Source organism: Burkholderia sp. 9777_1386 (assembly GCF_015712265.1).
In the GTDB taxonomy this organism is placed as follows: domain Bacteria; phylum Pseudomonadota; class Gammaproteobacteria; order Burkholderiales; family Burkholderiaceae; genus Burkholderia; species Burkholderia cenocepacia.
The window spans coordinates 41,140-62,793 of record NZ_JACCQB010000005.1; the positions used below are offsets into that span (position 1 = coordinate 41,140).

Genomic DNA, 21,654 nt, shown 5'->3' on the forward strand with positions numbered 1-21,654 from the left:
ACTGCACGCGCAAGCACCTCATCCATGACGACAGACACCCACTCGCAGCCGTCCGGTCAAGGACCGCTGCGCCGCCTCGTCGGCTCCGCCATCGGCCTTCTGCAGACGCGCCTCGAACTGGTGGGCATCGAGCTTGCCGAGGAGAAGGAGCGCCTGATGGGCGTGCTGTTCCTCGGTCTCGCCGCGATGATGCTCGCGACGATGGCGCTCATCAGCCTGACCGTGCTGATCGCGATCGCGTTCTGGGATACCTACCGCTGGCAGGCGCTCGCCGCGATCACCGCACTGTATGCCGTTGGCGGCATCGTATGCGCGCTGAAGGCGCGTTCGGGCCTGCGCGACGCGCCGACCGTGTTCGAGGCGACGCTCGCCGAACTCGAGAAAGACCGCGACCTGTTCCGCGGCAAGCCGTGAACGCCCTCGCGCTCATCCCTCTCACCTACTTCGCCGACGCGCCATGAGCCAGAACATCACGGGCAATCCATCCCGCTCCCATTCGTCGCGATCGCACTGGAGTGCGTCGCAGCACCGCGCGCTCCGCAAGGAATTGCTGATCCTGCGATCCGAAGTCGAGCGGCTCGAACTCGCGGAAGCCGCCGCCGAAATGCGTCAGGCCGTCACGCGCTTCAGTTGGCTCAAGGTGTTCATCCCCGGCCTGTCCTCGCACAAGTTCGGCCAGTCGGCCAAGAACCTGAACGCAAGCCTCGGCCAGCTCGTCAACCAGTATCCGATGCTGAGTTCGCTCGCGTCGCTCGTGCTGGCGAAGCCCGTCCGCTCGCTGCTGCGCGCGAGCGCGGGCCCCGCGTTGAAGTGGGGCACGCTCGGCTTCGCCGCATGGGAGGTCTACCGGATCTGGAAGCAGTCCCGCGACGAGCGCGGGCTCGACGCACACGACGACTGATCGTCGGCATTCCGCGCGCACGGCCATGCGCCGCTGCGCGCCTTTCTTGCGAACTCAGCGCACGCCCCAGCACGCAGCACCCGGTTCGTCGGTGCCATCGCTTCCTGCGTTGCCTTTCGTTCCGTCCGAGCGCAGCGTGAACGTGCCGCATGCATCGTCGCGCATCGGCCCGGTGTCGAGCGGCGTCGCCGTCAGTTCATAGCTCACCGGCGAACCGTCGCCGTCCGGCCGCCCGAGCGTCAATCGATACACGGCGTGCCCGTCCGGCGGCGCGTGTGCGAGCGCGTCCGGCAACGCCGCAGGCGGCGCACCGTCCAACGTTTCAAGATACTGGGCCGCACGGTACAGCGCGGACACCGCCGACGCGCGGTGAACGCGCACGACATGTTCGCGATACGACGGGATACCCCATCCGGCCAGCACGGCGACGATCGCAAGCACGATCATCAGCTCGATCAGCGTGAACCCTGCCGCGCGGCAGATAGGCAGGCGGCCGCTCATCGGAGCACCGTCGCGACACGACGCCAATGCAGCGCGACGATATGGCCGTCGCGTATCGCAACCTGGTGTTGCAGCCACACGGCGCTCGATGCGTGCGCGCCAACGCCACGCGCGGTAATCAGGTAAGCGCGGCCGCCGGCCTGCCCTGCCGGACGCCGCCATGCCTCGATCAGACATCGCGGCGGCTGCGCGGCCATCGGCCAGCCGGCAAATGGCGCGAACGCCTCGGGAACCGCCAGCGGCGGCATGCGCCGCCATGCGTCGGGCTCCGTGTGCGATTCGCTTTCGCTCATATAAGGCGCCGAGCCGCGCAGCAATCGCGCGGTGCACGCGGCAAGCGCGGCATCGGCCGCGTGGAACGCGATCAATCGATCCGACAATGCGCGTGTGCGGCGCGACTCCGTCAGCGCGGCGTCGAACCATGTGCCGGTCAGTGCCGCGACCGCTGCGCCGACCGCGATCACCGCAGGCAACGCAAGGCCCGCATCGCGACGCCCGGCGCGGCGGGCGGGTCGGTGACGCATGTGCGGCTCGCGCGGGCTCGCCGCCGGAACGCCAACGCACGCGGTCTGCTGCCGTTCGTCGTCATTTGCGGCGGTGCGCTCATGGGCGTGGCCGGCCTTCGTGCGCCGGGAGAGGTCGTCCCGCGCGTGCTGCGCTGCTCCGCTCATCGCGCCGCCTCGCTTGCTTGAGTTGCGTCATGCAACGCAGCATCGGACGCGACAGCGACGTTCCGCACCGCGACGATGCGATCGAGCGTCAAACGTGCGTGGCCGTCCGGTGCAACGGCCACGCGACCGTCACAGTCGATATGCGGCGTCGGTTCGCGCACTGGTTCGCCGCGCGCCCGCACGCAGACATGCACGGCCACGACATCGCGCCAGTCGTCGGCACGCATCGCATCGGCGTCGACGAACCGCATGGCGTCGCGACGCAAATAGCGGATGCGCAACTGATCGATTCCGGCCACCACGGGCTGTGGCGTACCCGGACGGCCGCTTCCTTCGCAATACAGTTCGGGCTCGCCCGTCGACGGGCTGACATGCGCGTCGAAGCGATTCTCCACCGGCACAGGTTCACCCGGCACACCGACACCCTGCCCAAGGCAATCCGACGCCTGACCGCTCACCGTCGTCCACGTCGAGACGGCATCGCCGACATACCGGACCAGCAACGCGTCCGACGACAGACGCGCGGGCTCGCAGCGCACCTGTGCGCCGCTACCGTGCACGCGCGCCATCGAGCAGCCGAACACCGATGGCAACGACGAGGATGTCGCTTCGGCATCGAGCGGCCGGAATCCGGCCATCTGGACCTGCTGACCGATCAGCATCAGCGCGGTCGCGGCCGCGTCGCGCATCCTGAACCCGTCTTCCGCGCGACGCTGCGCAATGCGCTGCGCGTGGTACAGCGCACCGGCCGCCGCAAGCACGAGGAGCCCGACGGTCATCGCGATCAGCACTTCGAGCAGCGTATGGCCGCGCGTACGATGATCAGCGTTCATCGGCTAGCCCGTCGCGAAACGGCATCCGGACACACGATGGCGGCTGCGTCGACGTCCCCGTCGCTTCGCAGCGCGACGACGCACCTCCATTCCCGCCACGCCAGCCGACAACCGCGTAACGGACGCCACCCGGCCCGCCATCGAGCGTCATCGCGCCACCCGGCAACGATGCCGCCGCCAGCGCCGCGAGGCCGTCGTCGGCGGCCGCCGCGGCATGCAGACGCTCGATACGTGCATCGGCCAGCCACAGCGCGCGTTCGCGCCAGATCGTCGCACGCTGCGCGCGCGCCATCGCGAGCTGGCTGCCGACCACTGCCAGCATCACGGTCGCGAGCAGCGCGATGGCCAGTGTCGCCTCGATCAACGATGTACCGCGCATGGCATTGCGCATGGCGATCACGCCGCGCCGCAGCGGCCGGCGACCATCCGCGCGCGGCCGCCCGCAGCAATCCGCACGCAACGCGACACGCGCGTATCGTCGGCCGCGGACACACCGCGCCGCGGGCGCAATTCGAAACGCCGGATTCCGCCGATCGATTGACCGGCCGGTGGCGCAAACGCGAGCTCGTGCGCCGCGCCCGTGACGGCCACTTCGGAATCGCGCGGATAGCGGCGCAGCACACGCGAGCGCCCGTCGACCTGCCCGCTGACGATCCAGTCGCACGACCATTCGGCCGGATCGCACCGCTCGCCGGCACGCAGACAGGCGCCGTCGCGCCCGGCGCGGCACAGCGTGACGCGCGCGCCGAGACGCGTTGCCTCGGTACGCGCAAACGACAGCGCACCGAGCAGCGCGCGCGAGCGGGCATCCACGCGTTCGCGCATGCGCCACTGCTCGAACGTGGGCACCGCATAGAGCGCAAGCCCCGCTGCCAGCGACATGGCCACCATCAACTCGACGAGCGTGAATCCGCCCGCTCGTTGCACCACATTCTTCAAGGGTTGAGCGCCCCGTTCCATCGCAATCGTCCTCCGCCACGGTGATGCGACGACTGTAGCGGCGCGTGCAAACGCGCGCCATTTGCCGAACGGCCGACTGGCGACATGCGATCGCGACCGACACAATCGGCGCGAATCGAACCAACGGAGCAGACGATGAACGGACGCAGCGCGTCAGCGCTTACGTGGGGTCTTGGCGGGAGAGGCGCGACGGAACTCTTCGATCACGTCGGCAAATTCGGAAACGTCCTCGAACCGGCGATACACCGATGCGAAGCGGACATAGGCGATCGTATCGAGGCCGCGCAACTCGTTCATCACGAGTTCGCCCAGCTTCTCGCTACGCACTTCGCGCTCGCCGGTCGCGAGCAGTTGATATTCGATGCGGGCGACCGCCGCGTCGATCGCGTCGGCGGCAACCGGCCGCTTGCGCAGCGCGAGTTGCATGCTGGCGACGATCTTGCGACGGTCGAATTCGGTGCGGCTGCCGTCCTTCTTCACGACGAACGGCAGGGACAACTCGACCCGCTCGTACGTCGTAAAGCGCTTGTCGCAAGCCGAGCAGCGACGGCGCCGCCGGATCGCGGCGCCATCCTCGGACACGCGCGAGTCAACGACCTGCGTGTCGTCATGCCGGCAGAACGGGCAGCGCATCGGCGATCAGCGATAGACCGGGAAACGCTTGGTCAGCTCGGCGACCTGCGCGCGCACGCGCTCGATCGTCGCTGCGTCTTCCGGGTTCTCCAGCACGTCGGCGATCAGGTTGCCGACCTGCTCGGCTTCCGCCGGCCCGAAGCCGCGCGTCGTCATCGCCGGCGAGCCGAGACGGATGCCGCTCGTCACGAACGGCTTTTCCGGGTCGTTCGGAATCGCGTTCTTGTTCACCGTGATGTGCGCCGCGCCGAGCGCCGCTTCCGCCGCCTTGCCCGTGATGTGCTTCGCGCGCAGGTCCACCAGCATCACGTGGCTTTCCGTACGGCCCGACACGATCCGCAGCCCGCGCTTGACCAGCGTTTCGGCCAGCACGCGTGCGTTCTCGACCACCTTCTGCTGGTATTCCTTGAACTCCGGCGACAGCGCTTCCTTGAACGCCACCGCCTTCGCCGCGATCACGTGCATCAGCGGGCCGCCCTGGATCCCCGGGAAGATCGCCGAGTTGATCGGCTTCTCGTATTCCGCCTTCATCAGGATCACGCCGCCGCGCGGGCCGCGCAGGCTCTTGTGCGTCGTCGTCGTCACGAAATCCGCGTGCGGCACCGGGTTCGGGTACACACCCGCCGCGATCAGGCCTGCGTAGTGCGCCATGTCGACCATCAGGTATGCGCCGACCGACTTCGCGATCTTCGCCAGACGCTCGAAATCGATCTTCAGCGCGAATGCCGATGCGCCCGCGACGATCAGCTTCGGCTTGTGTTCGTTCGCCAGCTTCTCGGCCGCGTCGTAGTCGATGTCTTCGTTCTCGTTCAGGCCGTAGCTCACCACGTTGAACCACTTGCCCGACATGTTCACCGGCGAGCCGTGCGTCAGGTGGCCGCCGTGCGCGAGGCTCATGCCCATGATCGTGTCGCCCGGCTTGAGCATCGCGAAGAACACGCCCTGGTTCGCCTGCGAACCCGAGTTCGGCTGCACGTTCGCCGCTTCCGCGCCGAACAGCTGCTTCACGCGGTCGATCGCCAGCTGCTCGACCACGTCCACGTACTCGCAACCGCCGTAGTAGCGCTTGCCCGGATACCCTTCCGCGTACTTGTTCGTGAGCTGCGAACCCTGCGCGGCCATCACGGCCGGGCTCGTGTAGTTTTCCGACGCGATCAGCTCGATGTGATCTTCCTGGCGGCGGTTTTCCTGCTCGATCGCTGCAAAGATTTCGGGATCGACGTTCGCGATGGTGCTTTGGGCTCTGTCAAACATACGGTTTCCGTTAAGTGTGTACAGGTTGACCGGAGTGGCCGAGTACGGTGCGCTGCTGGCGGGACCAGCTCGACGTGGCGGAGGAATCCGTATGACGCGAGGCAGGACAGCCACCGGCGATGCACGCGACGGCGCACAACGGCTGCCCAGGCGAACGGCAAAAACGGCGCCCCGCGCTTCACGGTGGGATGCTCCACCTTGAACCCGAAGGGTTCTATCGCCAGTCACGCAGGGGTGATGAGCGCACTAGTGTATTGGATGCGTCATGAATAGGCAACCGCACGGCAGTGCGCCCGAATCAATTGGGGCCAGACTCTACGCGCCCGTGCCGAAACGCTTTGCCGCCTTGCCGCGGTGCGGCATTCTCAGTAGGCTTGCGGGATTCCACCCGCTATCACGTTACCGACCAGGAGCAGCAATGATCGTGTTCGTCACAGGCGCGTCCGCCGGCTTCGGCGCCGCCATCTCCCGAGCCTTCGTCAAGGGAGGCCATCGCGTCGTCGCGACCGCGCGCCGCAAGGATCGTCTCGATGCGCTCGCCGCCGAACTCGGCGACGCCCTTCTGCCGCTCGAGCTCGACGTGCGCGACCGCGCGGCCGTCGAGGCCGTGCCGGCCGCCCTTCCCGCCGAATTCGCGGCGCTCGACGTACTGGTCAACAACGCCGGCCTCGCACTCGGCGTCGAGCCGGCCCACAAGGCCAGCCTCGACGAATGGCGGACGATGATCGACACGAACTGCGCGGGCCTCGTCACCGTCACGCACGCGCTGCTGCCCGGCATGGTCGAGCGCGGTCGCGGTCATATCTTCAATATCGGCTCGGTTGCGGGTTCGTACCCTTATGCGGGCGGGAACGTCTACGGCGCGACCAAGGCTTTCGTCAGGCAATTCAGCCTGAACCTGCGCGCCGACCTGCTCGGTACGCCGTTGCGCGTCACCGACATCGAGCCGGGCCTGTGCGGCGGCACCGAGTTCTCGAACGTCCGCTATCGCGGCGACGACGCGAAGGCGGCGAACGTCTACAACAATGTCCAGCCGCTGATGCCCGAGGACATCGCCGATACGATCTACTGGATCGCGACGCGCCCGGCCTACGTCAACGTCAACACGATCGAGCTGATGCCGATCGCGCAGGCGCCCGGCGGCCCGACCGTCCACCGCGGCTGAAACCCCGCGGGCCCGGCCCCGGGCCGGCCCGCGGTGTGCCACGACGCACTACATTCCGTTACGAATCGGTTACGAATCGGGTCTTTGCCTTCCGGTAGAATGCGCGCCATGACTCAGCCTACCCGCTCCCCGGAAGCGCCCTCCGGCTTTACCTGGCCGGTGCGCGTGTACTACGAGGATACCGATGCAGGCGGCATCGTCTTCTATGCCAACTACCTGAAGTTCTTCGAGCGCGCCCGCACCGAGTGGCTTCGCGCATGCGGCGTCGACCAGCGCCAGCTCGCCGACGATACCGGTGCGATCTTCATCGTGCGCAGCACGTCGCTCGACTACCGCGCGCCGGCGCGACTCGACGACACGCTGACGATCACGAGCCGGCCCGGACGCATCGGCCGCGCGTCGGTGGAATTCACGCAGGAAGCCTGGTGTGGCGACACGCTGCTCGTGGCGGGGCACATCCGCCTCGGCTGCGTCGACCGTCACGGCATCCGGCCCGCGGCCATCCCGCCGGCCGTGCTCGACGCGCTGCAACGCGGGCCCGTCATCGACGCCGGGCAGACTGTATTGTCAACGAAGCGCGCATGAGCGCCGTTTAGACAAAGCCTATGAACTTGCCGTTCTGATTCGATACTAAGCAAGGTTCGGCGTCAGGCATGGCCGGCGCGCCGCGCCGCACGCACGCCGGACACCCTTGCCGGGCCCCCCCGAAGGGACGTTACTCAAACCTCTATGAACACTTCTCAAGACCTGTCGATCATTTCCCTCGTCCTCAACGCGAGCGTGCTGGCCCAGGCCGTGATGGGACTGCTGCTGTTGCTGTCGCTGATGTCGTGGACCTTCATCTTCCGCAAGTGGTTCGCGATCCGCCGCGCACGCGCGCAAACCGAACGCTTCGAGAAGGATTTCTGGTCGGGCGGCGACCTGCAGGCGCTGTATCAGAGCGCGGCGAACAACCGCCACACGATCGGCGCGCTCGAGCGGATCTTCGAATCGGGGATGCGCGAATTCCTGAAGGCGAAGGAAAAGCGCCTCAGCGATCCGGGCCTTGTGCTCGACGGTGCCCGCCGCGCGATGCGCGCATCGTTCCAGCGTGAAATGGACGTGCTCGAAGCCAACCTCGCGTTCCTCGCGTCGGTCGGCTCGGTCAGCCCGTACATCGGTCTGTTCGGCACGGTCTGGGGGATCATGAACTCGTTCCGCGGCCTCGCGAACGTGCAGCAGGCCACGCTCGCGAACGTCGCGCCGGGCATCGCCGAGGCGCTCGTCGCCACCGCGATCGGCCTGTTCGCCGCGATTCCCGCGGTGGTCGCATACAACCGCTACGCGCACGACATCGACCGCCTCGCGATCCGTTTCGAGACCTTCATCGAAGAGTTCTCGAACATCCTGCAGCGTCAGGCCCAGTAAGGAGCGCGCCATGGCAGGAAGCCCCATCCGATCCAGCATGCGCGGCGGCCGCTCGCGCCGCGCAATGGCCGACATCAACGTCGTGCCGTACATCGACGTGATGCTGGTGCTGCTCGTGATCTTCATGGTCACCGCACCGCTCGTCGCCCCGTCGATCATCAACCTGCCGACCGTCGGCAACGCGGCGCCGCAGGAGCAGACGCCGCCCGTCGTCGTCAACATCAAGGCCGACCGCACGATGAGCGTCAAGTACAAGGGCGACTCGGGCGCGACCCAGGAAGACACGATGACGAAGGCCGAGCTCGACAGCTTCATTTCGGCCCGGCAGGCCGACCACCCCGACCAGCCGGTCGTGATCGCAGCCGACAAGACGGTGCAGTACGATGCCGTCATGACCGTGATGTCCGATCTGAAGGCGCGCGGCGTCAAGCGCGTCGGCCTCCTCGTCAAATCGCAATGAACCGGCAGCAATCCACGCGCAGATCCGCCTACCCGCTCCAGCCGCCCCGCGAGCGCGGGACGTGGCGCGCGTTCGCGCTCGCCGCGCTGATGCATGTACTGCTTGCGCTGTTCCTCTATCACGGCGTGCAGTGGCAGAACAGCACGCCGGCCGGCGCCGAGGCCGAGCTGTGGACCGAAGTGCCCGACGTCCCCGCGCCGCGGCCCGTCGTCACACCCGCGCCGCCCGCCAAGGTCGCGCCGCCCCCTCCCCCCGTGCGCGACGAGCAGGCCGACATCGCGCTGCAGCAGAAGAAGCGTCAGCAGGAAGCGGCCGCGCGCGAAGCGCTGCTCGAACAGCAGCGCCGTGCGCAGCAACTGAAGGCCCAGCAGGAAGAGGAAGCCCGGCGCGCGCAGCTCGCCGCGCAACAGGCCGCCGCGCTCGCCGCACAGAAAGCCGCGGAACGCGACAAGCAGAAGCAGGCCGAGAAACTCAGGCAACAGCAGCTCGCCGAGCAGCAGAAGCTCGAGCAGCAGAAACTCCAGCAGCAAAAGCAGGCGCAACTCGAAGCGCAGCAGGCTGCGAAGGCGAAGGCCGACGCGGCCGCGAAGGCCAAGGCGGAAGCCCAGGCCAAGGCGAAGGCCGAGGCCGCAGCGCGCGCGAAGGCCAGCGCGGCGGCGAACGCGAAGCTCGACCGCGAGCGCAGCGCGCGCCTCGCGCAGTTGCAGGGCCTGTCCGGCGCCGGCGAAGGCGGCGGCGAAGGCCTCGCGAAAAGCGGCACGGGTACGGGTTCCGGCGGCAATGCCGCCACGCCCGGCTATGCCGACAAGGTGCGCCGCCGCGTCAAGCCGAACATCGTTTGGGGCGGCGAGCGGGCAGGCCTGACCACCGTCGTCAAGATTCGGTGCACGCCGTCCGGTGACGTATTGAGCGCATCGGTCTCCCGCTCGAGCGGGAATTCGGGGTGGGATCAAGCCGTGGTCAATGCGATCCACGCATCGGTCCCGTTGCCGCCCGATTCTAACGGTCGTACCCCGTCTGACATTACGATTACCTTCAAGGCGGCGGAGTGAAAGGAAATGCGCTTACACTCCGGGCGTCGCTGTCAGGCGGGAACGAATCGGGTATTTTTACTGTCTCTGCGGTTGCGCAGCGATCCAAGCCATACGGGAAGCAAGAAGCATGAGTTTGATGACAAAGCTAGGTTTCAGGGCACTCGTGGCCTCGTGTCTGATTACGGCGGGCAGCGCCGCTAACGCCCAGGTCAACGTGCTGATCACCGGTGTCGGGTCGACCCAGTTCCCCATTGCCACCGCCAATTTCACGAACGAGGCGAACCTGCCGCAGCAGGTCACGTCGATCGTCCGCGCCGACCTCGCCCGCAGCGGCAAGTTCACCAACATCGACGCAGGCAGCACGCCCGTGCCCGAGACCGCATCGGTCGATCTCGGCGCATGGAAGGCCAAGGGGGCGAATGCATTCGTCGCGGGCAGCGTGAACCGCGAGGCGAACGGCCAGTACAAGGTCAACTTCATCCTGTACGACACCGTGAAGCAGCAAAGCCTCGGCGGCCTGTCGCTGACGGCCACCGACACCACGCTGCGCACGGCCGGCCACAAGATCGCCGACTACATCTACCAGAAGCTGCTCGGCGTGCGCGGCGTATTCGCCACGCGCCTGTCGTACGTGATCAAGACCGGTAACCGCTACCAGCTGCAGATTTCCGATTCGGACGGCCAGAACGCGCGCATCGCGCTGTCGAGCACCGAGCCGATCATCTCGCCGGCCTGGTCGCCGAGCGGCACGAAGGTCGCGTACGTATCGTTCGAGCGCAAGAAGCCGATCGTCTACATCCACGACCTGCCGACCGGCCGCCGCTACATGGTCTCCGACCAGAAGGGCAACAACAGCGCACCGGCGTGGTCGCCGGACAGCAACACGCTCGCCGTCGCGCTGTCGCTGACGGGCAATACGCAAATCTATACGGTCAACGCGAACGGCGGCGGCCTGCGCCGTCTCACGCAAAGCAGCTCGATCGACACCGAACCGTTCTACTCGCCGGACGGCCGCTGGATCTACTTCACGAGCGATCGGGGCGGTGCGCCGCAGATCTACCGGATGCCCGCGCAGGGTGAAAGCGCCGGTGCCGCGCAGCGCGTGACCTTCACCGGCAGCTACAACACCAGCCCGCGCGTGAGCCCGGACGGCAAGCTGCTCGCTTACATCTCCCGCACGGGCGGGGGCTTCAAGCTGTACGTTCAGGATCTGCAGACTGGCGCGGCGAACGCCATCACGAATACCAATCGCGACGAATCGCCGAGCTTCGCGGCAAACGGCCAGTACCTTCTGTACGCTACCCAGTCGGGTGGTCGCAACGTTCTGGCTGCAGTGCCCTCCGACGGCAGCGCGCCGCCGCAGATCCTGTCCGTCCAGGGCGGCTCCGTTCGCGAGCCGTCGTGGGGGCCCTTCATGCAATGACCACAAGGAGAGTAACCATGATGTCGAATAAAGCTCGTCTGGCCCTGGCCGTGATGATGATCAGCGCGCTTGCAGCGTGTAAGTCGGGCGTGAAGCTCGACGACAAGGCAAACAACGCGGGCGCAGTCAGCACGCAACCGAGCGCCGACAACGTCGCGCAAGTGAACGTCGATCCGCTGAACGACCCGAACAGCCCGCTCGCGAAGCGCAGCATCTACTTCGACTTCGACAGCTATTCGGTGAAGGACGAGTACCAGCCGCTGATGCAGCAGCACGCGCAGTACCTGAAGAGCCACCCGCAGCGCCACGTGCTGATCCAGGGCAACACCGACGAACGCGGCACGAGCGAGTACAACCTCGCGCTGGGCCAGAAGCGTGCGGAAGCCGTCCGCCGCGCGATGGCACTGCTCGGCGTGAACGATTCGCAAATGGAAGCCGTGAGCCTCGGCAAGGAAAAGCCGCAAGCAACGGGTCACGACGAAGCATCGTGGGCGCAGAACCGTCGCGCCGACCTCGTCTACCAACAGTAAGTAACGGAAGAACCGCCGTATGACGCACCGTTCAACCTGGCTGCGCATTGCCGCAGCATTCTGCGTCGCGGGCGCGGCGTGGTCGGCCGCGCCGGCGCACGCCGGCATGTTCGACGACAACGAAGCGCGCCGTGCCGTGCTCGATCTGCGCAGCAAGAGCGACAACCTGTCGAGCCAGTTGTCGGCCGCCCAGCGTACGATCCTCGATCAATCCGGCCGTATCGACCAGCTGAACCAGCAGGTCGCGACGCTGCGCGGCGAGAACGAGGATCTGACGAACCGGCTGACGACGCTCGAGCGGCAGCAGAAGGAGTACTACCAGGATCTCGACACGCGGCTCAAGAAGTTCGAGCCGCAGCAGGCGACGATCGATGGTGTCGAAGGCACCGTGCAGCCGGGTGAAACGGATGCGCTCAGCGCGGCGCAGCAGCAGTTCCGCAACGGCAACTTCAAGGCGGCCGCGGCTTCGTTCCGCGCGTTCATCGCGAAGTATCCGCAGAGTCCCTATCAGCCGACCGCGCAGTACTGGTACGGCAACGCGCAATACGCGCTGCGCGACTACCGCGGCTCGACGGCGACGTGGCAAGGGATCGTCAGCAAGTTCCCGCAACACCCGCGCGCGGCCGACGCCCTCGTGGCGATCGGCACGAACCAGCTCGAGCAAGGCCAGAAGGCGGCCGCGAAGAAGACCTTCGAGCAGGTCGTGTCGCAGTACGCCGGTTCGAATGCGGCGCAGACGGCGCAGGGCAAACTCGAAACGATCAAATAATTATCGTGACGGGTTGTTGACAGCCCTGCAACCCGTCGCTATAATCTTTTGCTCTTTGGGTCGTTGCCCAAGTTGTTGAAGCAACGAACCAAAACAAGTTTCAAGAACGTGGGGTGGTAACTCAGTTGGTTAGAGTATCTGACTTTTAATCAGAGAGTCGAGGGTTCGAGTCCCTCCCACCCTACCAACTATCTTCGATAGTGCAAAAAGCCTCCTTCGCGGAGGCTTTTTTGCGTCTGTGGCCCTGATCGGAAAGCCGCGACCGCGTACAAGCGATCCACGATGCGTCACCCGGCCCTTGCGCGGTTTGCGACTTAAGCATTGCACCGAGGCACGACTATCGCCCCCAATCGAGCGAAGGAAGGCCCCTCCTTCTGCAGAGCGGGCAATCTTCCCAACATGACTTTACGGCGGGGCCAGTATCCCGCTCCCGGCCCCATTGCCGCGCCGAAAGCATACGTTCTTCGAGGCTGTCATCAACCGTCCACATGAGGTAACGGCCCGGCATCCAATGCCGCCCCCGTCAATTCGCAGACGTTTGCCGCTCAAGTTCCGCGGTTCGGCGTCGCAGCGACTCGATCTCACCACGCGATACTTCGAGTTGATTGCGCAGAGTCGAAAGTTCGTCTTCAAGCAAGCTGGCCCTCATTGCTAACGCGTTCGTCGCTGTCGGCTGCCTGTTCGTGGCAGCATCGTCTGATGCGGCGCATTCCCCATCCATACTGAAGCGCAACTGCGTCAGTTGCTCCGCGTGGACATGCGAGCGCTCCAGTTGGTGACGCAACAGCAATTCAATTTCCCGCCGTGAGTTCTCCAGCTGCCCCTGCATGTCTGTCAGACGCTTCTCCAGCGCGCCAGATTTCCTCGTATGCTCTTCGATTAAGCTCGCAAGCTTTTTCTCGGCGACATCAATCGACGCAACCCGTTCCCGATCGATTCTCTTGTATGTTTCGGCTAGTTCCTCTACATACTCTCGCTCCCTTTCCGCTTGCCGTCGCAACAATGATTCCACCTCGCTGCGGGCACTCAGTTTAGCCATCGCGCAATCTGCGTCCAACTTGATGCGCTCGATGGTCAATGCCTCCTTGAGCTGACGTAACTCCCGCGTCTTCTCACAGAACTCTTCTTTCGCTCTGGCCCATCCGGCATTTGGTCCTGCTGTCCAAATTCGCCCTACCTCGTATTGCCCATGGGCAATGAAGTGCGCATAGGGCGAAATACCCGCAGTAATCAGATCGACGTTGTTCAACAGATAAGCAATCGGATCAAAATCGTCCGGAATCGTCGGATCACTCGCCAAATGCCAGTCGATATTCAGCAGGGCATTTGCAACACTGACGGCACCGGATTGCTGAGTCAGCGCAATTTTTTCTAACGCCCAGTCCAGCACGAGCTCCTGGACACGTGCCTTGTGATCGACCATGCGCCTACCTGCTTCCTCCGGGGCCCGGACGACGTTCGGCTGACGATCGGCCTTTTTCCCTTCCCCGGAAATGGAAACAACCTCGATCCCGCCAAAAAACTCTTTATTGATCCAGTTGAGATCAGCTCCGTAGCGCCGTTCAAGCTCACACTCGATCTCTGCACTTACCTCAACGGCCTCGGATCTGGCATATGGGTCTGCATAAATCATGCGATCAGAAATTTCCTCGGAGAAAGTACCACCAAATTCCCGATTGATCCTACGAAGAAAATCACGCTCGACAGCAGTCAATGAACGGTTGACGATCAGATCCTGGTGCTCGAGAGCGTCAATACTGATTAGGCCGACAAAAGAGTCAACCACACGCTTGTTGATCGCTTCATAGCTGATTACGGTAATTTCATCACGCGACAGCGTCTCGGCGAGCGACCTGAGTGTGTGAATATGAAGCCACTCGGCAGTTCTGACCCACACATCAAAATCCTCATACATCCCATGACGCTTAACAAGCTGATCATATACGGATTTCATGAATGGAATCACATTTCTCACGTAAAAAACTACGTGCAACTCGACACCTTCCGCTCGACAGACATTTGCAAGCAAGCGCCAATTTTCAGGCGAAAAATCACTGAAAAGTTCCGACGAGCAAATCGCAGTTGAATTATCCTCGAAGTAGGACTTTATTACTTGCGCAACCGACGCAGTGTCTTCTTCGCACGCGCAGATGGCTCCCCGCAGCATTTCGCCATTTCCGCTCGAAATCTGGTGCTCAAATGATATTCCGGCCTTATTCAGATACCCTACACCGCAAGCCCCAAGCTTTTCGGAGTTGAATTCAAGAAAGCTTTGCAATGCGGAAGAGCCAGTTTTAGGGCCGCCCGCATGCACGAACAAAGTAGATTTCATATTTTTTGCAAACACCCCAGACCGACTTAGACCTGCATCTTTAAATTTACTGCCAGACGGAATCAAATATTAATTAATCAACGATCACTTATTACAATTCGCGCACTGGAGCCTCGACACCGACTTACCGGAATCTTACTGCTTTCCGATAAAATTCTCCACGGAATTCAGCGTTTCGATAGAACCCAATATAATCCGATGAACTCGGACAACACGACCGACTCGGTGTAAAGGGCAACATGCGGTTCATGCTGCGGCGGCATGGACGAAACGAGCCGGCCCGCGGCACGCCGGCGAATGCGGGTGCAATGGACATCTCCGCGCAACGGGCGACCTCGGCGGGCGCCCGCTGCGCGTGTCGTCACTCCTGGACCGACGACGCGGAATCGGCATCGGTATATCGCGGCTTCGCGTTCTGCAAGTCGCGCGTGTTCTTCTGCACGGCCACCGAGCCGAACAGCGCGAGCACGAACGACATCGCGTAAAAGCCCTTCTCGCTCAATTGCAGCGTCGCATTGAAGAGGCCGACGATCAGCAGCGCGATCGACAGAAGCAGCGCGACCCAGCTGAGGCCGTAGTAGATGCCGGTGACGGAAATACCTTCTGCGCGGTCGCGCACGCTCTTCTGCAGCGAGATCGCCGCATAGAGGCCGAACACCAGCACGGTGAAGTGGTAGCCCTTCTCGTTGAGTTGCATGCCGGCGTTCCAGAGCCCGATCAGGAATGCCGCGAAACCGGCGAGCAGCGCGGCCCACGACGCGGCCACGAACGCGAACGACGGTTGCTGGATGGTGGTCTGGTTCATTGCTTTGCCCTCTCTTTCTTGTTGTTCGACGTCGTTGTCATTGAACTGCGTTTTGCGCATGGTAGCAGCTTTGGCGCGCGTCACGACGGGCATGCTTGCACGCTCACGTTTCGCGCCGCGCACGCCGCCAACGCCCCGGCGTCGTGCCGAGCACCGCGCGAAACGCCTTGCCGAACGCGGCCTCGGACTGATAGCCGACCGCCTGCCCGATTTCCGCCTGCCCGCGCTGCGTGTCCTGCAGCAGCGCGCACGCATGCATCATCCGGATCTGCGCGACGAACGCGCCGACGCTCATCCCCGCCTTCTCGCGGAAATGCCGCGCGTAGGTCGCGCGCGACATCGCCGCCGCGGCGCCGAGCGATTCGACGGTCCACGGTTGCGCCGGCGCCTGCAGCACGGCGTGGACCGACGGGCCCAGCCGCGCATCGGCCGCCAGCGCGAGCCAGCCGGACGGTACGCGCGCACCACGACCGTACGCGCGCAGCGCATACGCCAGCAGCGCCTGCCCGAGCGCATTCACGATCGCGCCGGCGCCCGGCTCCACGTTCGACGCCTCGGTACGCAGCACACTCGTCAGCAATTGCAGCGGCGCGGCCCCCGAGGTGTCGCGCAACCCGACGTGCAATACCTGCGGCAGCGTACGCATCAGCAGTTCGCCCGCGCCGCGCGCATAGACGAACCGCCCGCAGAGCAGGTCCACGCTCGCGCCACCAGGTTCAGCCGGATCGAGATTCGACTTGACCGGCAGCACCGCGCCGTCGCCGGCACGCGAATCGCGCAGCGGCACGAGCGGCTTCGACCGGCCGCCCGCTATGTGGAGCAGGTCATGCGCGCCGCCTGCGGGCAGCAGCACGAAATCGCCCTCGGCAAGTTGCAGCGTGCGCCCGTCGGCGGCACGCAGCCGGCAGGTTCCGGCCAGCACCAGATGGAATGCCGCCTCGCCGGGTGGCAGCGGGTCATGCGGCATCGCGAACGGGCCGTCGAGCAGACAGCGCACATCGAGTTCGACATGGCTGCGACCCAGCGACAGCAGTTGACTCAATGCATCCATGAGACGATTGCGCTAAAAATTGACACTCTAGCGTATCGAAACCCTCAGCGCGAGCGATCAGAATAGCCTTGCATCGCCCGAGATCGCGGCACCCGCCGCCCTCCTCACTCTTCTCGACAAGGACGCATCATGCTGAACTGGAACGAATACCGGAAGGAACTCTCGACGCGTATCGGCGACATCGCCAAGCTGTCGCCCGATACGCTGGCCGGCTACAAGGCGCTGTCCGGCGCAGGCGCCAAGACCGGCCATCTCGACGCGAAGACCCGTGAACTGATCGCGCTCGCGGTGGCCGTCACGACGCGCTGCGACGGCTGTATCGCCGTGCATACGGCCGAAGCGGCCAAGCATGGCGCGACCAAGGAGGAAGTGGCGGAAGCGCTCGGCGTCGCGATCGCGTTGAATGCGGGCGCGGCGCTCGTCTATTCGGCGCGTGTGATGGACGCGCTCGGCGACTGAGCCCGCGCGGTGCGGCACAGCCCACGTGCCGCACCGCACCGAACTGCTGCATTGCGTGGTGCCAAGCGACATGGTCGCGCGGTCGCGTACCGCGCGGAGGCGGCCGCCATGTATGTCGATTGTGGAGGCTCGCCCCGGGCGCGGCGACGTCGCGGAGTCGGCTACCATGCGCGAACGATACATCGTGAAGGAGCGCTCCATGTGCCGCTGGCTCGCCTATACGGGTAATCCGATCCATCTGGAAACCGTGCTGTTCCGCGCGAAGCATTCGCTGATCGACCAGAGCCTGCATTCGGAGCTGGGCGCCACGACCACCAACGGCGACGGCTTCGGCATCGGCTGGTACGGGCATCCCGACGAACTCCCGTTCCGCTATCGCTCCGTGCATCCCGCATGGAACGACCGCAACCTGCGCGAAGCCGCGCGAGCGATCCGCTCGCGGATGTTCATCGCACACATCCGCGCGGCCACCGACACGCCCGTGCAGGAAACCAACTGCCACCCGTTCCGCCACGGCCGCTGGCTGTTCGCGCACAACGGGCTGATCCGCGACTTCCACAAGCTGCGCCGCGACCTGACGATGAAGGTCGATCCGGCGCTGTTCCCGACGCTCGAAGGCTCGACCGATTCCGAGCTGATGTTCCGCCTCGCGCTGACGTACGGTCTCGAGCAGGCGCCGCTGCCGGCGCTCGAACGGATGGTCGGCGTGGTCGAGGAAACCGCCGCGCGGCATCGCGTCGCCGATCCGCTCAACATGACGATCTGCGCGACCGATGGCGAACGGATCGTCGCGGTGCGTTACTCGAGCGAACGGCAATCGCGCTCGCTGTTTCACAGCACGTCGTTCAAGCATCTGCACGAGCTGTATCCGCATAACCCGCGTATCGCCGAAGCCGGCGATGATGCGTTCATGGTCGTGTCGGAGCCGCTCGTCGACCTGCGCGGCGCGTGGGAGGAAGTGCCGGAGGGCATGGCGATCGTCGCGCATGGCGCCGATGTGCAGCAGCGGCCGTTCGGGCCGCGGCACAAGTGACATCCGGCAGTCCTGACGAAAGCGAGCGTGATAAGACGATTGTGACGATCCGGCTTTTAAGGGCCGGCGCGTGGTGCTGCCGAAGCAATCGGAAGGGATGCCAATCGTCACCCGGCAAAGATAATCGACCCACACGCGTCGAATAATCCCTAATTCGATAATGAGCGACAGAATCGCATCACGAAGGCGGACGCCGCGCACACTCCTCTGCGGTTTTCGCCGAATAAAAAATTAATACTCTTGCGATTTCATACCCACCAGGAACGGGGGCGATAATCGAAACACGGTCGAAGACATATGTGTCGAGGTATTCTGCAACACGTCGACGGGCACCGTCGCCCTGCCTCCGACGATTCCGCCGCAAGCTGCTCGCTCCCGCCTCCCTCATGGCACCGGGCCGGTCGGAACGTACCGCAAACTCAGTGGGGCAATGAAATGGGGCGAAGATTCTACCCGCCTTTTACCCCGGCGGCGACACGTGTTCATTTCCAATTATTACGACGAATCGGCAATCGTTACCGAGCAGATGGCGCCCGAACAACGTCGTGCCGCACGAAGGCCATCGCTTATTCCTGATTAAAATATTCAAGTTACAAATTTAGAAAAGGCACGTTACAATTCGCCGACGGATGAATCCGCATCATAAAAAAGTACGACGCAGTTACCGGCACATCGAATCCGAGATGACTCAAGATCTCCAAAATTCCCTCCCTGTCATGCTGACGGGTAATCAATCCGTGCTTTCCAGCATGAAGCAGGACCGTGCCTTCGTGGTATGGCTCACCGGTGTCTCCGGTGCCGGTAAATCGACGCTGTCGAATCTACTGAAAGACCAACTCGATGCGCGTGGCCTGCGGACTTTTCTGCTGGACGGCGACCTGCTTCGCGAAGGATTGAATCAGGACCTGGGATTCAGCGACGCAGACCGTCACGAGAACATTCGCCGGACGGCCGAGGTAGCGCGCCTGATGGTGGAGGCCGGGCTCGTCGTCATCGTCGCGCTGATCTCGCCGTTTCAGGAGGCTCGCGCCAAAGCGCGCGCGCGTTTTCCACAGGGCATGTTTTTCGAAGTCTTTGTCGACGTTGCGCTGGATGTAGCGGAAGCGCGCGACCCCAAGGGGCTGTATGCGCTGGCAAGGCAAGGGGCCATTCGGCAGTTCACCGGCATCGAATCCACGTACGAGAAGCCGGTATTTCCCGACGTGCACGTGCGCACGGGCGAAGCCAGTCCGCTGGAATGCGTGCGCGCGATCATGCAGAAATTGCCATTGAACGACTGATACCGGCCCCTCCCGGCTCATCCGCGCTCGACTACCCTCGCGCTATTGGGGCAAGCGACGGTTGAGCTGTCTGCCTTGCGCCACACCGGCCCACTCTCATGGTTGGCCGCGGCCCCCGAACCGCATCCGGATCGAATCAAGCTCACCCGGCAACCTGCGCGACCGTGCGCGCCGCCGCGGCAGCGCGACGAACCCCAAGCGTTCGTACAGCGCCTTGGCGCGCACGTTCCGCGTCAGCACGTCGAGCACGACCTCACGGCTGCCATCGCCCGGCAACGCCCCTGTATCCAGCGCATCGCGAAACAGCGCGCTGAACACCCCCGTGCCGCGCTGGCGTTCATCCGTCGCGCAATGCGCGACGAGGATCTGCGAACGCTTCGGCGCCGGGAGTTCCGTTTCCAGGACCAACCCGCGCAGCAACTGGCCAACCGTGCGTCGCACGCCAAAGAAGCGCGCGAGCGCCCACACGACATGCACATCGTCAAACGTCGTCCGCTGCCCGTCGTGAATCGCCATCACCGCGAGCACCGCGCCATCGTCCCCAACTGCGACCCGATGCCGGCGCCACGAGAAGCGTCCGTGGCGCGACCGGAACGCCTGCTGCAGGAAAGCGATGCAGCGCGCGTCGCTTTCGCCGAGAAAGAAGCCGAACTCGGCCACGCCGGACGCAAACACGAGCGGCGCGCATGCTGCCGCATCATCCGCACTGGCCGCGCGAAACCGCACCGGCTCGCCGGCGCGTGGCGCCGCTTGCGCGACCGCGGCGGCCTGCGTCACGCGCCGCGCCCCGCGAGGCGCGACAACACGCCCACCGTCCGGCTGATCTGCTCCGGCTCGTGCGTCGAGCAGATGAAGAAGCGCAGGCGCGCCGCCTTTTCCTCGACGGCCGGATAGAAGATCGGCTGCACGTTGATCCCTTCATCGAACATCGCATTCGCCCACTGCGCGGCCTTCAGCGAACTGCCCGTGATCACCGGTACGACCGCATACCCGGCGCTCGTGCCGGTATTCAGCCCGGCCGCACGCGCCTCGGTCAGGAACTGCCGCCCGCGAGCCTGCAGTTGCGCGACGCGCTCCGGCTCGGCCTGCAGGCGTTCGAGCGCGGCCAGCGACGCTTCGGCGAGCGTCGGCGCGAGCCCGACGCTGTACAGGAAGCCCGGCGCCAGATGGCGCAGCATGTCGACGAGCGGCTGGCAGCCGGCGATGAAACCACCGCATCCGGCCAGCGTCTTGCTCATCGTGCCCATCCACATGTCGACCTGATCGGGCGCGACGCCGGCATGCTCGCGGATGCCCTTGCCGGTCACGCCCAGCACGCCGAGCGAATGGGCCTCGTCGACCAGCAGGAATGCCCCGTGACGCGTCTTCACGTCGACGAAGCGCTGCAGGTCGGGAAAATCGCCGTCCATGCTGTACAGCCCTTCGATCGCGATCAGCACGTGCCGGTATTCGCGGCGCACGCGCGACAGCAACTCGTCGAGCGCCTGCCAGTCGTTGTGCGGGAAGCTCAGCCGCTTCGCGCCGCTCAACTGTGCGCCCTGGACGATGCTGTTGTGCGCGAGCGCGTCGTGGACCACCAGATCGCCGGGGCCGAACAGCGCGCCGATCACGGTCACGTTGGTCGCATGGCCGCTCACGAACGCGACGCAGTCGTCGGTCTCGTAGAACGCGGCCAGCGCGCGCTCGAGCGCGCGCTGCACCGGACGCTCGCCCGCGACCATCCGGCTCGCCGAAGCCGACGTGCCGTAGCGGTCGATCGCGGCTTTCGCGCGCGCGGACACCGCCGGATCGCCGGCCAGACCCAGATAGTTGTAGTTGGCGAAGTTCAGGTATTCACGGCCGCCGATCTGCGTGGTCGCCCCGGCGACGCCGTCGTGCACGCGGAAAAACGGCGACTCGACCCGCAGCTTCTCGCCCATCTCGCGCATGATGCGGACCTGCTGATACTGCGGCATCGACTCGAAGCGGCTGCGCGCCGACGCGGTCTGCGCAGCCGGCGTGCCGGGCACGCCGGGCGCGGCCGCGGCGTCGGTCGCGCGCTCCAGTTGCCGTTTCAGCGCTTTTGCCGCCAGTTGCTGGCGAAGATGCTCTCCCAGTGCCATTGCTTCCTTCGCTTTATCTCGAAAAGCCGCTATGTTACGCCGCGTATTTTT

25 protein-coding genes, 1 tRNA gene and 1 riboswitch are annotated in these 21,654 nt (G+C 64.8%); of the genes, 14 read left to right on the plus strand and 12 right to left on the minus strand.

What is annotated here, in order from left to right:
* The first annotated feature begins 24 nt into the window (after nucleotides 1-24).
* Both H0X91_RS06215 and H0X91_RS06220 read left to right on the plus strand, forming a co-directional pair.
* Nucleotides 25-414, plus strand: coding sequence for a phage holin family protein (locus H0X91_RS06215; protein WP_006476790.1), 390 nt, complete (start codon nucleotides 25-27; stop codon nucleotides 412-414).
* Between the two features lie 43 nt (nucleotides 415-457).
* On the plus strand, nucleotides 458-901 hold the full coding sequence (locus H0X91_RS06220; protein ID WP_006484985.1) for a DUF3318 domain-containing protein: 444 nt from the start codon (nucleotides 458-460) through the stop codon (nucleotides 899-901).
* A gap of 54 nt (nucleotides 902-955) precedes the next feature.
* On the opposite strand, the gene H0X91_RS06225 is transcribed toward H0X91_RS06220, so the two are convergent.
* The 7 genes from H0X91_RS06225 to glyA form a co-directional block, all read right to left on the minus strand.
* Nucleotides 956-1,402 carry a type IV pilin protein gene (locus tag H0X91_RS06225; protein WP_125332778.1) on the minus strand — a complete coding sequence of 149 codons (447 nt, stop codon included), beginning with the start codon at nucleotides 1,400-1,402 and terminating at the stop codon, nucleotides 956-958.
* The gene (locus tag H0X91_RS06230) at nucleotides 1,399-1,926 is read right to left on the minus strand and encodes a pilus assembly protein (RefSeq protein WP_193759721.1); all 528 of its coding nucleotides are present in this window, start codon (nucleotides 1,924-1,926) and stop codon (nucleotides 1,399-1,401) included. Before H0X91_RS06230 ends, H0X91_RS06225 begins: the two co-directional genes overlap by 4 nt.
* 143 nt (nucleotides 1,927-2,069) lie before the next feature.
* Nucleotides 2,070-2,906 carry a PilW family protein gene (locus tag H0X91_RS06235; RefSeq protein ID WP_196432890.1) on the minus strand — a complete coding sequence of 279 codons (837 nt, stop codon included), beginning with the start codon at nucleotides 2,904-2,906 and terminating at the stop codon, nucleotides 2,070-2,072.
* The gene (locus H0X91_RS06240) at nucleotides 2,896-3,285 is read right to left on the minus strand and encodes a type IV pilus modification PilV family protein (protein WP_230877896.1); all 390 of its coding nucleotides are present in this window, start codon (nucleotides 3,283-3,285) and stop codon (nucleotides 2,896-2,898) included. The genes H0X91_RS06235 and H0X91_RS06240 overlap by 11 nt, the downstream gene beginning before the upstream one ends.
* 17 nt (nucleotides 3,286-3,302) lie before the next feature.
* Nucleotides 3,303-3,866: a GspH/FimT family pseudopilin gene (locus H0X91_RS06245; RefSeq protein WP_196432892.1), complete on the minus strand. Its 564-nt coding sequence runs from the start codon at nucleotides 3,864-3,866 to the stop codon at nucleotides 3,303-3,305.
* Between the two features lie 153 nt (nucleotides 3,867-4,019).
* Complete coding sequence (gene nrdR / locus H0X91_RS06250) at nucleotides 4,020-4,499, minus strand: transcriptional regulator NrdR (RefSeq protein ID WP_006476792.1); 480 nt, start codon at nucleotides 4,497-4,499, stop codon at nucleotides 4,020-4,022.
* 6 nt (nucleotides 4,500-4,505) lie between these two features.
* Entirely contained in the window at nucleotides 4,506-5,753 is a 1,248-nt protein-coding gene (glyA, locus tag H0X91_RS06255; RefSeq protein ID WP_006485003.1) for a serine hydroxymethyltransferase, read from the minus strand.
* 137 nt (nucleotides 5,754-5,890) lie between these two features.
* A riboswitch (ZMP/ZTP riboswitch) is annotated at nucleotides 5,891-5,991 on the minus strand.
* A 180-nt stretch (nucleotides 5,992-6,171) separates the two neighbouring features.
* Between glyA and H0X91_RS06260 the strand changes: the two genes are divergently transcribed.
* The 9 genes from H0X91_RS06260 (at nucleotide 6,172) to H0X91_RS06300 (ending at nucleotide 12,728) form a co-directional block, all read left to right on the plus strand.
* Nucleotides 6,172-6,918, plus strand: a complete 747-nt coding sequence (locus H0X91_RS06260) for an SDR family NAD(P)-dependent oxidoreductase (protein ID WP_006497456.1) — start codon at nucleotides 6,172-6,174, stop codon at nucleotides 6,916-6,918.
* A 99-nt stretch (nucleotides 6,919-7,017) separates the two neighbouring features.
* Nucleotides 7,018-7,503 carry a tol-pal system-associated acyl-CoA thioesterase gene (gene ybgC / locus H0X91_RS06265; protein ID WP_034200954.1) on the plus strand — a complete coding sequence of 162 codons (486 nt, stop codon included), beginning with the start codon at nucleotides 7,018-7,020 and terminating at the stop codon, nucleotides 7,501-7,503.
* Between the two features lie 144 nt (nucleotides 7,504-7,647).
* Nucleotides 7,648-8,325 carry a protein TolQ gene (gene tolQ, locus H0X91_RS06270; protein WP_006484959.1) on the plus strand — a complete coding sequence of 226 codons (678 nt, stop codon included), beginning with the start codon at nucleotides 7,648-7,650 and terminating at the stop codon, nucleotides 8,323-8,325.
* Between the two features lie 10 nt (nucleotides 8,326-8,335).
* Nucleotides 8,336-8,785 (plus strand): protein TolR, encoded by a 450-nt coding sequence (gene tolR / locus H0X91_RS06275; RefSeq protein WP_006484943.1) that lies wholly within the window; start codon nucleotides 8,336-8,338, stop codon nucleotides 8,783-8,785.
* Complete coding sequence (gene tolA, locus H0X91_RS06280; RefSeq protein ID WP_058902190.1) at nucleotides 8,782-9,837, plus strand: cell envelope integrity protein TolA; 1,056 nt, start codon at nucleotides 8,782-8,784, stop codon at nucleotides 9,835-9,837. Before tolR ends, tolA begins: the two co-directional genes overlap by 4 nt.
* A 109-nt stretch (nucleotides 9,838-9,946) precedes the next feature.
* Complete coding sequence (gene tolB, locus H0X91_RS06285) at nucleotides 9,947-11,242, plus strand: Tol-Pal system beta propeller repeat protein TolB (RefSeq protein ID WP_012492927.1); 1,296 nt, start codon at nucleotides 9,947-9,949, stop codon at nucleotides 11,240-11,242.
* 17 nt (nucleotides 11,243-11,259) lie between these two features.
* Nucleotides 11,260-11,772, plus strand: a complete 513-nt coding sequence (pal, locus tag H0X91_RS06290) for a peptidoglycan-associated lipoprotein Pal (protein WP_006484980.1) — start codon at nucleotides 11,260-11,262, stop codon at nucleotides 11,770-11,772.
* A 19-nt stretch (nucleotides 11,773-11,791) separates the two neighbouring features.
* Nucleotides 11,792-12,541, plus strand: coding sequence for a tol-pal system protein YbgF (gene ybgF / locus H0X91_RS06295; RefSeq protein WP_196432893.1), 750 nt, complete (start codon nucleotides 11,792-11,794; stop codon nucleotides 12,539-12,541).
* A gap of 110 nt (nucleotides 12,542-12,651) precedes the next feature.
* Nucleotides 12,652-12,728 (plus strand) — tRNA-Lys (locus H0X91_RS06300).
* A gap of 336 nt (nucleotides 12,729-13,064) precedes the next feature.
* Here the strand turns inward: H0X91_RS06300 and H0X91_RS06305 are convergent.
* The 3 genes from H0X91_RS06305 to H0X91_RS06315 all read right to left on the minus strand — a co-directional run bounded on the left by H0X91_RS06305 (nucleotide 13,065) and on the right by H0X91_RS06315 (nucleotide 16,729).
* Entirely contained in the window at nucleotides 13,065-14,873 is a 1,809-nt protein-coding gene (locus H0X91_RS06305; RefSeq protein WP_196432894.1) for a hypothetical protein, read from the minus strand.
* 361 nt (nucleotides 14,874-15,234) lie between these two features.
* On the minus strand, nucleotides 15,235-15,678 hold the full coding sequence (gene yiaA, locus H0X91_RS06310) for an inner membrane protein YiaA (RefSeq protein ID WP_196432895.1): 444 nt from the start codon (nucleotides 15,676-15,678) through the stop codon (nucleotides 15,235-15,237).
* 103 nt (nucleotides 15,679-15,781) lie between these two features.
* Complete coding sequence (locus tag H0X91_RS06315) at nucleotides 15,782-16,729, minus strand: cupin domain-containing protein (protein WP_196432896.1); 948 nt, start codon at nucleotides 16,727-16,729, stop codon at nucleotides 15,782-15,784.
* A 129-nt stretch (nucleotides 16,730-16,858) separates the two neighbouring features.
* Here H0X91_RS06315 and H0X91_RS06320 point away from each other — a divergent pair, with 129 nt between their 5' ends.
* The 3 genes from H0X91_RS06320 (at nucleotide 16,859) to cysC (ending at nucleotide 19,501) form a co-directional block, all read left to right on the plus strand.
* On the plus strand, nucleotides 16,859-17,188 hold the full coding sequence (locus H0X91_RS06320; RefSeq protein ID WP_006484989.1) for a carboxymuconolactone decarboxylase family protein: 330 nt from the start codon (nucleotides 16,859-16,861) through the stop codon (nucleotides 17,186-17,188).
* Nucleotides 17,189-17,387: 199 nt separating this feature from the next.
* Nucleotides 17,388-18,221 (plus strand): class II glutamine amidotransferase, encoded by an 834-nt coding sequence (locus H0X91_RS06325; protein ID WP_011544669.1) that lies wholly within the window; start codon nucleotides 17,388-17,390, stop codon nucleotides 18,219-18,221.
* A gap of 716 nt (nucleotides 18,222-18,937) precedes the next feature.
* Nucleotides 18,938-19,501 (plus strand): adenylyl-sulfate kinase, encoded by a 564-nt coding sequence (cysC, locus tag H0X91_RS06330; protein ID WP_011544668.1) that lies wholly within the window; start codon nucleotides 18,938-18,940, stop codon nucleotides 19,499-19,501.
* A gap of 96 nt (nucleotides 19,502-19,597) precedes the next feature.
* Here the strand turns inward: cysC and H0X91_RS06335 are convergent, their stop codons facing one another.
* Both H0X91_RS06335 and H0X91_RS06340 read right to left on the minus strand, forming a co-directional pair.
* Nucleotides 19,598-20,278 carry a GNAT family N-acetyltransferase gene (locus tag H0X91_RS06335; RefSeq protein WP_196432897.1) on the minus strand — a complete coding sequence of 227 codons (681 nt, stop codon included), beginning with the start codon at nucleotides 20,276-20,278 and terminating at the stop codon, nucleotides 19,598-19,600.
* Nucleotides 20,275-21,603, minus strand: coding sequence for an aminotransferase class I/II-fold pyridoxal phosphate-dependent enzyme (locus H0X91_RS06340; protein WP_196432898.1), 1,329 nt, complete (start codon nucleotides 21,601-21,603; stop codon nucleotides 20,275-20,277). The genes H0X91_RS06335 and H0X91_RS06340 overlap by 4 nt, the downstream gene beginning before the upstream one ends.
* Nucleotides 21,604-21,654 lie beyond the last annotated feature (51 nt).